The 12,524-nt window shown below is 69.1% G+C and carries 10 protein-coding genes; 3 read left to right on the top strand and 7 right to left on the bottom strand.

The window, feature by feature from the left end; all coding sequences use genetic code 11:
- Window positions 1–48: 48 nt before the first annotated feature.
- On the bottom strand, window positions 49–1,440 hold the full coding sequence (locus E8A74_RS14240) for a M12 family metallopeptidase (protein WP_136929532.1): 1,392 nt from the start codon (window positions 1,438–1,440) through the stop codon (window positions 49–51).
- Between the two features lie 29 nt (window positions 1,441–1,469).
- Between E8A74_RS14240 and E8A74_RS55485 the strand changes: the two genes are divergently transcribed.
- Entirely contained in the window at window positions 1,470–1,682 is a 213-nt protein-coding gene (locus E8A74_RS55485; protein ID WP_136929531.1) for a DUF4377 domain-containing protein, read from the top strand.
- Window positions 1,683–1,709: 27 nt separating this feature from the next.
- Here the strand turns inward: E8A74_RS55485 and E8A74_RS14230 are convergent, their stop codons facing one another.
- The 3 genes from E8A74_RS14230 to E8A74_RS14220 are packed head-to-tail and all read right to left on the bottom strand — an operon-like array spanning window position 1,710 to window position 7,470.
- Window positions 1,710–2,012 carry a hypothetical protein gene (locus E8A74_RS14230; RefSeq protein WP_136929530.1) on the bottom strand — a complete coding sequence of 101 codons (303 nt, stop codon included), beginning with the start codon at window positions 2,010–2,012 and terminating at the stop codon, window positions 1,710–1,712.
- Window positions 2,009–6,544, bottom strand: a complete 4,536-nt coding sequence (locus E8A74_RS14225) for a sigma 54-interacting transcriptional regulator (RefSeq protein ID WP_136929529.1) — start codon at window positions 6,542–6,544, stop codon at window positions 2,009–2,011. The genes E8A74_RS14230 and E8A74_RS14225 overlap by 4 nt, the downstream gene beginning before the upstream one ends.
- 20 nt (window positions 6,545–6,564) lie before the next feature.
- Window positions 6,565–7,470: a hypothetical protein gene (locus tag E8A74_RS14220; RefSeq protein ID WP_136929528.1), complete on the bottom strand. Its 906-nt coding sequence runs from the start codon at window positions 7,468–7,470 to the stop codon at window positions 6,565–6,567.
- Window positions 7,471–7,752: 282 nt separating this feature from the next.
- Between E8A74_RS14220 and E8A74_RS14215 the strand changes: the two genes are divergently transcribed.
- Window positions 7,753–8,796, top strand: a complete 1,044-nt coding sequence (locus E8A74_RS14215) for an alpha/beta hydrolase (protein WP_136929527.1) — start codon at window positions 7,753–7,755, stop codon at window positions 8,794–8,796.
- An 83-nt stretch (window positions 8,797–8,879) separates the two neighbouring features.
- Here the strand turns inward: E8A74_RS14215 and E8A74_RS14210 are convergent, their stop codons facing one another.
- Window positions 8,880–9,323, bottom strand: coding sequence for a hypothetical protein (locus tag E8A74_RS14210; RefSeq protein ID WP_136929526.1), 444 nt, complete (start codon window positions 9,321–9,323; stop codon window positions 8,880–8,882).
- 172 nt (window positions 9,324–9,495) lie between these two features.
- On the opposite strand from E8A74_RS14210, the gene E8A74_RS14205 reads away from it, so the two are divergent.
- Window positions 9,496–9,798, top strand: a complete 303-nt coding sequence (locus E8A74_RS14205; RefSeq protein ID WP_136929525.1) for a hypothetical protein — start codon at window positions 9,496–9,498, stop codon at window positions 9,796–9,798.
- Here the strand turns inward: E8A74_RS14205 and E8A74_RS14200 are convergent.
- Both E8A74_RS14200 and E8A74_RS14195 read right to left on the bottom strand, forming a co-directional pair.
- Window positions 9,795–10,223, bottom strand: a complete 429-nt coding sequence (locus E8A74_RS14200) for a hypothetical protein (protein WP_136929524.1) — start codon at window positions 10,221–10,223, stop codon at window positions 9,795–9,797. The two genes, E8A74_RS14205 and E8A74_RS14200, sit on opposite strands and share 4 nt — an antisense overlap.
- A 225-nt stretch (window positions 10,224–10,448) precedes the next feature.
- Complete coding sequence (locus E8A74_RS14195) at window positions 10,449–12,503, bottom strand: PrkA family serine protein kinase (RefSeq protein ID WP_136929523.1); 2,055 nt, start codon at window positions 12,501–12,503, stop codon at window positions 10,449–10,451.
- Between the last annotated feature and the right edge of the window lie 21 nt (window positions 12,504–12,524).

Raw genomic sequence — 12,524 nt, 5'->3', positions numbered from 1 at the left:
GCACGCTCGCATCCCCCCACCTTTCCGATGCGCGTCACCTCGCCCGAGTCATTGCCGCGTAGCCTCCCACCGACCGCCGTCGGTCTCGTTCTGCAAGTTGCCCCAGGTCCCAGCGAAGTTCGGGTCCGCCGTGGAGCTACGCCGGAGCGAAGCGCGGCCCGCGCCGGCCCGCGGGAAAAACGTCATCCAGGTGCAGGAGAGCTGCACGCTCCCCGCGTCCTTCACGCAATCGAGGCGGCCCGGCGCGCCTCCGTCCTGGAAACTACAAGCCACCATCGAGGCGTTCTCCGAGCATTGCATCGGCCCTCGCGTGCTCGAATAGGTGCCGGTGAACGAGACCGGAGCGGACGGCACCGGCGGGGGGGCCGGAGGAGCGGGGGGCTGCGTGGTGGGGAAGGGGAACGTGGGAAGGGGGAAAGGCAGGCTCGGCAAGGGGAGACCCGCCGTGGGGAACGGGAAGGTCGTGCCGGGGAAAGGCAGGCTCGGCTGCGGCGTGGGCAGCTCCGGCGCCCCGCCAGCACCATACAGCACCTGAATCGCGGACCGATCGAGCTGGGAGAGGCCCTCGCGCTGGCCGATGCGGGCGTTCGGGTCCCGCGGGACGATCGTGGGCCTGCCGGAGCGGCTGAACGCATGCGGCGCGTAATGCATGATGCTCTGGTAATCGTAGGGCCCGATGTCCTGCCCCGCGCCGCCCCGCTGCTCGAAGTCGCTCCGATATTGCGACGGGATCTCGTCCCACACGATGGTGACGTACTGGTCGCGGTCGCTACGCGATTGCTCGTGGAAGAAGCCGGCCGCGTGCAGGATTTCGTGGACGATGCTGCCGCGCCCGCAGTCGGCGACCTGGATCTCCTGGGAGCCTCCGATGCGGCCGACGTACGAGCTGCACCCGCTGCCCTCGCCGCTGTTGCGAAAGACCACGTAATCGGCGTCGCCCGCGCGGGGGCGGAGCCGGAGCTGCGTGGTGTTCACGTGGGAGACGGCCCAGCCAATCCCTTCGACCGTGGCGGGCGGGACAGAGGCGTCGATCACATAAGGGATCTCGCCCCGCGGCCAGAGGTCGGAGCGGTTCTGGAGGCCCATCGCGCCTTTGATTTCCCCGGTGGTGCGCGGTGGCGTGCCATACCGGAAGGGCACGAGCGTCGCCGGGCCGAGCATCATGTCGCCCTCCATGACGGCCCATCCGTCGACGACATCAAAGCCGACGAGTTGCCTCGACACGTTGTTGGCGAGGTAGATGAATGCGCTGCCGAAATACCGAGGCGCGGCAGGGCGGTAGGCCTCGGTCTGCTGGGGAGCGGCCTGGGAAACACCACTCCACGTGCCCGGCGGCGGGCCTGCCGTCCGCGCCGGCGCGGAGGAAGAGCCCTGGCTGCACCCCACGACGGAGAGGAGCAAACCGAGCGCACCGGAGAGGGAGCGAAGGCTCTCGTTCATGATCGAACGATTCCAGGCGTCGAGCGACGATTCCAGGAAATTCGCACGAGGGGTCGAGGCAAGTCCGCGAGGCGGACAACAAGGAATGGGAGCGCTTCTACGGGAGGATCGAGGGGTTTCCCTACGAAGAGGGGTACGCCTACGAGCTGCGGGTGAAGCGGGAGCCAGTGGCGAATCCGCCGGCGGATGCGTCGTCGGTGAAGACGCGGCTCGTCAAGATCGTATCGAAGAAGAAGCCGTGAGCGGACGAAGGACCTCGACGAACGAGGTCATCGTTTCCCGCCGCCGCCCTTGCGACCGCCTCCGCCTCGACCAGCTCCGCTCCCCTTCCCCGCCGGCTTCTTGGGCGGCGGCGCAGGCGGCGGTTCCTTCGTATACGCGACGAGCACGGCACGCCCGCCCCTGTATTCGGGCGTGATCTGCGCGAATCCGCTGGCCTTTGCGAACCCCGCCATGTCCCCGCGGTGCTCGCCCATCCATTCGCTGAAGCGCTTCCAGAGGTCGCGCGCCTCTTCTTCGGGCAGCGCGACGCCGTCCACGAGGGCGGCGAGGTTGCCGGGCTGGGCGGTCATTGGATTCCGTACTCCTTGAGGCGCCTGTAAAACGTGCGCCGGGGCAAACCCACGAGGCGCGCGGCCTTCACGCGGTTCCAGTTCGAGGCCTGGAGCGCCGCGAGGATACGCTCGCGCTCGTCGGCCTTGTGCGCTTCGAGCGAGGAGAGCTTGCGCGAGGGCTCGGGCGAAGCGCTGCGGGGGCCTTCGCGGAGGCTCTCCGGCGGGGACGGCGGGCGCGGGGCGAGGCGGGCCTCGGGGAGCTCGAAGTCCTCGGGCTCGAGCTCGGCTTGATCCGAGAGGACCCACGCATTCAAGAGGACGTTTTCGAGCTGGCGCACGTTGCCCGGCCAGCCATGCCCCATCAGCCGGCGAAGCGCGGCCCGCGAGACGCTCCGGCGCTCACGGCCATAACGAGCCGCGAAGATGCCGAGGAAATGGTCGATGAGGATCGGGATGTCCTCGATGCGCTCGCGCAAGGGCGGGACGCGGACCTCGACGACGTGCAAGCGGTAGAGGAGGTCCTCGCGGAAGGTGCCGGCCGCGGTCATCGCCACGAGGTCCCGGTGGGTCGCGGCGACGACGCGCGTGTTCACGGGCTCTTCGCGCGCGCCGCCGACCGGGCGGACGACCTTTTCCTGGAGGACACGGAGGAGGCCGGCCTGCATTTTCGGGGGCATTTCGCCGATTTCGTCGAGGAGGATCGTGCCGCCCTCGGCCTCGCGGAAGAGGCCACGGCGATCCCGATCGGCGCCGGTGAAGGCGCCTCGCACGTGGCCGAAGAGCTCGCTCTCCAGGAGGTGCTCGGGAATGGCGCCGACGTTGATGCCCACGAAGGGTTTTTTGGCGCGCGGGCCGGCGTTGTGAATGGCCCGCGCGACGACTTCTTTGCCCGTGCCGCTCTCGCCGATGACGAGGACGGGGATGTCCGTGTCCTTGACGCGATCGATGAGCGCGTAGACGCGGCGCATGGCCTCGCTGCGGCCGACGAGGCCCTCGTAGCCGAAATGCCCCTTGATGACCGCGCGGGCCGAGCGGAGGTCGCGCTTCGTGGCCTTGAGCTCCTCGGTGCGCAGGCCGAGCAGCTCTTCGAGCTCGGCGCGGGCCACTTCGAGGTCGCCGTTCGCACGTTCGAGCTCCGCGCTCTTCTTTTCGAGCTCCCGCGCGCGGCGCGCGTTCTCGCCGACGAGGCGCGCGGTCTCGATGGCGATCGCCACCTGATCGGCGAGCGCGACGAGCGTGGGGAGCTCGTCCGTGAAGGCCATCGCAGCGCGGAGGCGCGTCTCCAGGTAAAGCGCGCCGATGACCTCGCCGCCACGCGCGCGGATGGGCACACACGCGATCGACTGGAGCATGAGCTGGTGGACCGAGACATACCCGGCCATGCGGGCGTCCTCGCGCGCGCTCACCGTGACGATCGGCTCGCCGACGTGGACGACACGCTCGGCAATCGACTGCGAGAAACGCGCGTGCGCGTCGTCGCCCTCGCGGCCGCGGAAGGCGTGGACCGAGAGCGCGAACGGGAGCGCAGCCGTCGGATTGGCCTCGTCCCGCGGCTGCGTGCTCTTGAGAATGACGAAGCCCCGCTCGGCGCCGAGGAGGGCGATCGCGTGGTCGGTGACCTTCTCCAGCAGGCGCGCGAGATCGACCTCGCCCGCGATGGCGCGGTTGATCTCCAGGATGCGCGCGAGGCGCTCCTCCGTGGGGGCCTTGCGCGGCGCGGCGAGCGTGCTCGAAGGCGAGGCGTTCGGCGGTGCGGGCGCCGCAGCCGGCGGGGTGTGCACGGAGGGCACGCAGAGCGCGCGCAAGGCACGGCGGCGCGGGTCGTCCCAGAAGACCTCACGCAGGTCGCGCGGCAAGACGGAGGCGATCTCCTCCAGCACGGCGAGCGCGGCCTCCCGGTCGCGGCGCGCGAGCATGGGCTTGCCGCCGTCCTCGTGCAGGGTGGCGCGTGCTTCGAGGGCACGGGCGACGAAGTCCTTCTGGCCCGAGGCGCGCGCCGCTTCGAGCGCCTCTTCGCAGTGCGCCGCCGCCTGCCGTTCGTCGCCGCGCAGCGTGGCCACGCGGGCGCGCGCGAGCGAGAGGAGCGGGCGATGCGCCGAGCCACCGCCGAGCGCCGCCGAAGCACGCTCGATTTCGGCATCGAGATCACGCGCGTCATCGCCGGACGTCGCAGGGGCGATCATCACGCGTTCGAGCCGCGCTTCGGCCGCGTCGACGCCTCGGCCGAGGCTCTCCCAGCTCTCGGCGCAGGCGCCGCAGAGGCGCTCGGCCGCGGCGGGATCTCCCGAGCGCGCGGCGTGTTCGGCTTCGAGCGAGAGGAGCTGCGCGCGCTGGCTCGGGCCGAGCTCGCTGCGCTGGAGCGCGAGCTGGTCGATGGAGACACGCGCCCGCGCGAGGCGGCCGAGGTAAAGCTCCAGGTTCGCGAGGTTCAAGAGCGCCTGGCGAAGCGTGGGGACGCGGCCCGAGCGGTGGCCCATGTCGACCGCCGCTTCGAGGTGCATGAGCGCAGCCGCGAGGTCACCTTGCGCCTTGGCGATGCCCGCGAGGTTCAAGCGTGTCGTGGCCACGCTGCCCGCGTCGCCCGCTTGCTCGGCCGCGGAGAGGGCTTCTTCGTAGGCAGCCTTCGCGGGGTCGAGCTGGTCGTCGCGCTGGAGCGCGAAGGCGAGGGAGCCGAGCGCGACGGAGAGGATACGCGGCTCGCCGCCGACCCCACGCGCGAGGCGCACGGCGCGCGTGAGCGTGCGCTTGGCGTCGTCGTGCCGCGAGGAGAAGCTCTGCGCGAGGCCCGAGACGGCGAGCGCATCGGCGGCGATCGCCAGCATGGAGAGCGCGCGGCGGCCCTCGGCGCGGGGCAAAGGCGCGGCGTCGTCCGCGGCCGCCGGGAGGCCCGTGCGTTCGGCCGCGGCGCCGGCCTGGGTCTCGGCGCCCGCGTAGTCGCCGGCGCGGAGGAGCGCGCGCGCCGCATGGAGGCAATACGAGGCGGCGATCTCGGCGTCGGCCGCGAGGGCCTCGTCCTGCACGCGCTCGAGCTCGGCGATCGCGCGCAGGGCGTCGCCGCGGCTCGTGAACAGGCGCGCGCGGGCGATCGCCACGGCCGGCGAGGGGTCGTCTTCGAGGCGCGCGAGCACCTCGGCGGCCTCGTCGACATGGCCCCGATCGAGCAGCTTCATCGCACGCTCACGATCGGTGCCGCGCTCGTCCTCCTCGGCGAGCAAGCGATCGACGTCCGCGGCGCTCGCGACGGGGGCACGCGCGATCGCCTCGACGATCGCGCGGATCTTGCCGGGCAAGTGGCCCGCGCGGCGCGCGACGTGAGCCGCGACGACGTCGCCGAGTGAAGGGATCGCCGAGCGCACGAGGTCCCGCGCGCGCGCCTCGTCGAGCGGCGGGACGGCGAAGAGCTCGAGCGTCGGGCCCGGCAGGTTCGGCAGGCGCTCCGGGTCGAAGGTGACGACGACGCGGGCGCCGGCCTCGCGCAGGGCGGCGAGGCGCGTGAGGTCGGGCTTCGCGAGGCGATCGGCGTCGTCCACGAGGACGATGGCGCCCTCCGCCTCCTCGGCCCCCGCGAGCTCGAGGTCCATCGCCTGGCCCGGGTCGGGCGCGAGCGCAGCTTCGACCCACGCCACGCCGCGCCCCTTCACGCCGAGCCACCACGCGACGCGTCGGAGGAGCGTGCTCTTGCCGGCGCCCGGCAGGCCCGTGACCACGATGCCGCCGCCCGAGCGCAGGTCCTCGATCTGCGCGTCGAGCGCGGCGGCGTGCTCGTCGATGCCAACGATGGGCCAGACGAGCGCGTCGCGCGAGGCGAACGCCTCGGGCATGGGCAAGGACGCAGCGCGGCGGATGGCGCTCGCGAGCTCGTCCGCGCTCGGGAAGCGGCTCGTCGGATCGGTCGCGGTGGCGCGGCGCTCGACCTCTTCGAGCGCCGCGACGACGGCCGGATCGAGCCGAGGTCCCACCGCGACGAGGGCCTCGCGCAGCGTGACGCCGAGGGCATAGATCTCGGCGCGAACGCCGAGCCGCGCGCCCGTGAGCAGCTCGGGCGCGGCGTAACGCGGCGTGAGGCCCGACGGGCGTTCGCCGCCGTCGCGGAAGTTCGCCGCGAGCCCGAGGTCGACGAGCGTCGCCTTGCCGAAGGGCCCGACGATGATGTTCGCGGGCTTCAAGTCCCCGTGCAGCAAGAGCGCGCGGTGCAGGCGCGTGAGCTGATCGGCGGCCTGCGCGATCGCCGCGAGGATCTCCAGCGGCTCGTCTGGTTCTGCGAATCGCGCGGCCAGGCTCTTGCCGACGACGAGCTCCCGCACGAGGTAGGCGCGGGGGCTGTTCGGCAGGCGTCCGAAGCCGAGGATGCGCGGCACGCCGAGGCCTTCGAGGCCGGAGAGGGCCACGGCCTCGCGCACGAGGGCGAGCATTTCTGCCTCGTTCGCGCCTTCGGCGAGGACCTTCACGGCCACGGTCGCGCCGGTGATGCGGTCTTTGGCCGACCACACTTCTCCGCCGCCGCCCTTGCCAAGGGGCGCGATGGGCTCGTATCGGGGCGGGAGCTGCAACGTTCCCCTGGGCTCCTCGTTCAGAGGATGTAGTCGATGCTGGCGCCGAAGTAGACGCCCGAGCTAATGGCGAAGCCCACGTCGGCGCGCGCCTGGAGCATCTTGATGGGCTTGTAGCGGAAGCTCACCTGCGGCACGGCGATCCACGGGAAAATGAACGGCTTGGATCCGCCGCTCGCCCAGCTCGGCTCGGCGTAGTCGCCGAAGTGGCCGTTGTCGACGTCGCAGTAGGTGGCGTCCGGTTCGCCGAAGGCCGTGCAGTCGTTCCACTGCGAGGGCACGCCGGGATCACTGCCCGAGCCCGGGTAGACCTGCCTCCGACGGAGGTCGCCGATGACGCCGCCGATGCCCACGCCGCCGCCGAAGAGGAGCGAGAAGCGGCTGCGGCTGTCGAGCGGCACCTCGTAGAGGATCTCGACCTTGCCGTAAATGACGGCGAGATCGCTCTGCACGCGCTCGTACGCCGTGACCGGCTGGCCCTTGCCTTTGAAGAGCATCTCGCCCTTCGAGTAGTCGGCGTACGAGAGCGAGAAAATGTATTCGAGCCGGTCGCGCCGCGTGCCGAACTCGAGGCCCCCCATCGGCACCCCGACCGTGGCGCCGCCGTCGGTGAAGAGGTTCAGGATCGCCTTCGGGATGATGGCGTGGCGGTAGCGGAGGCCGACGTAACGGTACGCCTTCGTGGGATCCTCTTTCGTGTCCCAGATCCCGGCGTCGCCGCTGTCCTCCTTCTTTTTCTCCTTCTCGCCCGGCATCTTGTCGCCGGCCGCCGCCTCCTCCTTGTCGTTCGCCTTTCCGGCCATCGTATCTTCGGCGTCCTTGTCGAACCCGTCCTCGGAGGGCTGCGCATACGCGGTGCCGGCCACGAAGAGGGACGCGCCGAGGGTCAAGGGAGCAAAGCGGGTAAGCAGGGCCATGCGGGACATGGGGCGCTCTTTCGTCGGTGTGCTCGAAGGGAGAAGGACGCCCGAGACAGTACACGAGCCCGCCCGTCTTGAAAGCCCCCGCGACGCACCCACCCCACCGACACGCCCAGCCACGTGATCTTCCCAACTCGACATGGCCCACGTGCCATCCAATCCGGGGCCTCATGCGCGCGGCTTCCCGGTTTTCCTTGGAAACGAGGAGACACGCGAGGCCCCAATGTCCGGGAAGTGCTCGGCGCGTTGCATGCTCGGCGCATTCTTGTAGGTAATCGGAGGGGACCGATGATCCTGCACCAACTCCGGGTCGAACAAGCGATCGATCGCGACGCGCGCGGGCGTTTCGTCAAGGAGCTGTGCGTCGTGCGGGGCGGCGGTGCCGAGGATGGAATTCCGCTGGCGATGGTGCGAAAACGCTCGGCGGAGCTCGGCGGGACGCGGGGGAGCGTGCTGCTCATTCACGGCTACGGGCAAAATCGATACGCCTGGCACCTGCCCGCCCGGAGCCTGTCGAACTACCTGGCCCGCGAGGGCTTCGACGTCTTCAACCTGGACCTGCGCGGCCACGGCCGTTCCCGACACCTCGGCGCGCGGCGGCCGACCGACGTGAGCGAGTTCGTCAAGCAGGACGTCCCCTGGGCGCTCGAAGAAGTGCAACGGCTCGCCGGGCCGCACCCGGTGTTCCTCGTGGGACATTCGCTCGGCGGGCTCGTCAGTTACGCGGCGGCGCCCCTCGCCCACGGCGCGGTGGCCGGCGTGGTGACCCTCGGCAGCCCCTACCATTTCACGCGCGGCTCGCTGCCGCTGACGCTGGCCGGCCACCTGCTGCTCGCCGTGGACCGGCGGATGTCGTTCGGCCACGGGGCGCTCGGGCTGCGCGCCATCGGCGAGGTCGTCCGGCTCGCGCGCGTGCTCGTCGAAAGTCCCGTGTTTCCACTGCCGATTCGCGGCTTCCGTCCGGGATCGATGGAGCCCGTGGTGCTCGCGCAGCACATGTCCCTGGCGATGGATAGCGGGAGCATCACGGTGCTCCGGAACATGTTCCTCGCGGCGGCGGAGGCGCGGCAGAGCGGGCACCGGCTCGGAGGGTTGTCCGGGTTCGTCGAGGGGTTCGAGGCGATGGACGTGCCGCTGCTCGTGGTCGCGGGCGAGAGCGACGATCTCGCGCCGCCCGCGTCGGTCGAGCCGGCCTATCGATCGAGCCGATCGGGGGACAAGACGTACCGCGTGTTCCCGCAAGGCCACATCGATCTGATCATGGGCAGCCGCTCGACGCATACGGTTTGGCCGCTGCTCACGCGGTGGCTCGGCGCGCGCGTCGCCCATTGAAGCGTCGCGCGGGAAGGGAAGAAAACAACGCTCGGGGGCCCGGCGCGGCCTACGAGCCGAGCCCCCGAGCGCAAAGGCCGAATTCACCAGCCGACGGTGATCGCCAGCGGATCGGTGGAGGACGGGGGCGTCGAATCCGGCACGGGCTCTTCCGGCTGGCGGAGGACGACGCGGATCGGGCGCGGCGGCGGCGGCGTCGATTGCGCCTTGCGCCCGAGGGCCACGGCCACGGTGATGTCGGTGACGGGCATGATGACCTCGGCCCACGAGACATACCCCGGCGCCACGGCGCGCAGGACACGCCAGCGAAGCTCACACGGAATACGCCCGCGATGCGGCCCGACCGAGATCAACGTATCGTCGAGGAAGATACGGGCGTCGGGCGGCATGACCTGGACGCAAAGCAGGACCGTGGAATCGGGCGACGCCTCGGCAGAGCGCTTGGTCCTGGGCTGGGTCGACGGCGGATCGTCGTCGGATTCGTGAACGCCCGGCACGCAGCCATTGGCGAGGCCGTTCGAGTGCATTCGCTCCCCTCCCCGAGCCCACGCGCGGGGAAAATCCGGCGCGAATGGCTCTGCAGGACTCTGACAAACGTAATGGCAAACGCAAATCGAACCAACTTTTTATGGAAGGACGGGGGACAGGGGGCCGCCTACGCTGCACCCTCGGCTTGCCCGGGTCTGCTAGGCTCCGTCCATGTCCATCAAGGATCGGATCGTCTCCGAGGGAATGAAGTTCGCGTCGAGCCCGCAGGTCGCGAAGCTCATGCAGGACGAGCGGTTCATGAAGCTCGTGATGACGGCGATGAGCATGCCCGGGCGCGTCTCGACGTTCACGACGGAGCAAAAAGAGGCGTTCGCGAAGTCGATGGGCCTGGCGACGTCCGACGAGGTGCGCGACCTGCGGCGGGTCGTCTCGTCGCTGGAGCAGAGTGTGTCGCGGCTGCGCGCGAAGCTCGAAAAGGACGCGTCCAAGGACGCATCCAAGGACGCGTCCTAGGGCGCGGGCTCGGTCTGCCGGACGGTCTGAAGGAAGGTCCCGTCCTGGGTGGGCTCCTCGCCCGCCGCCTTGGCCTTCTCCTCGATGCCGGCGAGTTGCCCGCGGGCGGCCTCGATCTCGCGTTTCTCGTCGGGCCGCAAGGTCCCGGGCCGCTGGGCTTCGACCTGCTCGGCAAACCCGAGCCAGCGCTCGGCGCCGTCGTGGTCCCCGAGCTTCATCAGGGACAGCCCCATATACAACCCGTAACTCACCTGCTTGCGCGGCGAGAGCGCGGTGACTTCGTCCTCATGGTCCCCGAGCTTCTCGGCCGCTTCGAGGTAGCGACCGTCCTGGTAGGCGCGCTGCGCGCTGCCGAGGTATCCGCCGCAGCCGGCGGAAAACACCAAGAGGAGGGACGAACCAAGGAGCGCGCCGAGGCGTCGCATGACCGATCTATACCCCGGGAAAGACCAGGGCCCAATGGGGAGATCCGCGAAAATAGGCGCGAAATGGGTTTTGCGTAGCGCGAAGGCGGCTGCGCAGCGATGCAATTTGCGACGTTTCGCGTGGATTCACGGGCGGGGCCGGGTTCACGGCGCACCGCGGCAAAATGAAAAAAGCTCCCCGCTCGGTGGGAGCGGGGAGCCTGGGGACGCGTTCGCGAGGGCTGGCTACTTCGTATCGCCGCGGGCGTAGATGCTGGCGACGTAGTCGAGGACGTCGCGCGCGGAGACCTCGTTGTACCCGAAGTATTTGATCATCCGCGTCTTGATGATGTCGATCTTCTCCTGGGTCTCCTTGTCGATGACGCTGGAGACGAGGGTCTGGAGCTTGATCGCGTCCTTCTGATCCTCGAAGAGCTTGAGCTCGAGCGCGCGGCGCAGGCGGTCGTTCGTGTGCCACTCGAACTTCTTGCCGTCGACCGCGAGCGCGCCGATGTAATTCATGATCTCGCGGCGGAAGTCGTCCTTGCGGTTCTCGGGGATGTCGATCTTCTCCTCGATCGAGCGCATGAGGCGCTCGTCCGGCTCGACGTCCTCGCGGGTGAACCGATCCTTGACCTTCTCCTTCAGGGTGTAGGCCTTGATCGAGTCGATGTAGTTCGCCGCGAGCTTCTGGATCGCGTCCTCGTCGGCGCTGATGGCGCGCTGGACCTCGTTCTTGACGATCTCCTCGTACTCGCGCTTCACCATGCCGATGCACTCGCCGTACCGCTTGCGCTGCTCGTCGCTCGAGATGAGCGAGTGGTGGCGCAGGCCCTTCTCGAGCTCGGAGAGGACCATGAACGGGTTGATCGTGCCCTCGCCGATGTCGTTGACGAGCGCGTTCGAGATCTTGTCCTGCACGTAGCGCGGGCTGATGCCCTCCATGCCCTCGCGCGGCGCCTCCTTGCGCAGCTCCTTCACGGTGTCCTGCGTGTAGCCCGGCAGGACCTTGCCGTCGTAGAGCTTCATCTTCTGCACGAGCGAGAGGTTGTGCTTCTTCGGATCCTCGAGCCGCGTGAGCACGGCCCACATCGCCGCGACCTCCAGCGTGTGCGGGGCGATGTGCTTGCCGCGGATCTTGTCGCGGTTGAAGTCCTTCTCGTAGATCCGGATCTCCTCCGACACCTTCGTGATGTACGGGATGTCGATCTTGATCGTGCGGTCGCGGAGGGCCTCCATGAACTCGTTCGAGAGGAGCTTCTTGTACTCGGCCTCGTTCGTGTGGCCGAGGATGACCTCGTCGATGTCCGTCTGGGCGAACTTCTTCGGCTTGATCTTGTGCTCCTGCGACGCGCCGAGCAGGTCGTAGAGGAACGCGACGTCGAGCTTCAAGACCTCGATGAACTCGACGACGCCGCGGTTCGAGATGTTGAACTCGCCGTCGAAGTTGAACGCGCGCGGGTCGGAGTCGGAGCCGTACTCGGCGATCTTGCGGTAGTTGATGTCGCCCGTGAGCTCGGTCGAGTCCTGGTTCTTCTCGTCCTTCGGCTGGAAGGTGCCGATGCCGATGCGGTCCTTCTCGCTGAGCACGAGGCGGCGCACGCGGATGTGCTGCATGACCTTGCCCCAGTCGCCGCCGTAGCGCTCCATCAGCTTGTTGAAGATGAAGCGACACGCCGGATCGAGGTCGCCGTCGACGCGCACGTGGAAGGTGGGGTTCGAGAGCTCGAGCTCCTTGACCGCGCGGTCACGCCACGTCGGCGGGATGAGGCGCAAGGGTTCCTCGTGCATGGGGCACTTGAAGCGGCCGCTCTCGGGGCCCGCCATGCCGACGCCGTCGAGGTTCACCCAGTCGAACGTGTAGAGCGCTCCGTCCGTCGACATCGAGTAGTGCTCGATGCCCTTCTTCATGAGGCGCGCGATCGTCGACTTCGAAGAGCCGACAGGGCCGTGGAGCAAGATGACGCGCTTCTCGGGGCCATACCCTTCCGCCGCCGCCTTGAGCACGTGCACGAGGCGCATGAGCGGAATGTCGAGGCCGTAGATGGCGTCCTGGCCGCCGTTCAGCTCGTCCTTGAAGAAGTTGTACCGGACGAGCTTCTTCTTGTTGTCGGTGTACTCCTCGGTCCCGTACCGGATGATCATGTCGTACGCACGCTGGAACGCGTTGCGCGTGACTTGCGGCTGCTTGCGAATGAGCCCCAGGTACTCCTCGAAGCTCCCTTCCCAAGACAGGTCCCGATACAGGGCGTAATCCTGCATCGCTGCGATCTTGCCCACCAGACTTTGCGCGTCGCCCATGTGGATACCTTACATCACGGA

The sequence above is a fragment of the Polyangium fumosum genome (assembly GCF_005144585.1).
In the GTDB taxonomy this organism is placed as follows: Bacteria; Myxococcota_A; Polyangia; order Polyangiales; family Polyangiaceae; genus Polyangium; species Polyangium fumosum.
This window is presented reverse-complemented; position numbering and strand designations above follow the sequence as displayed.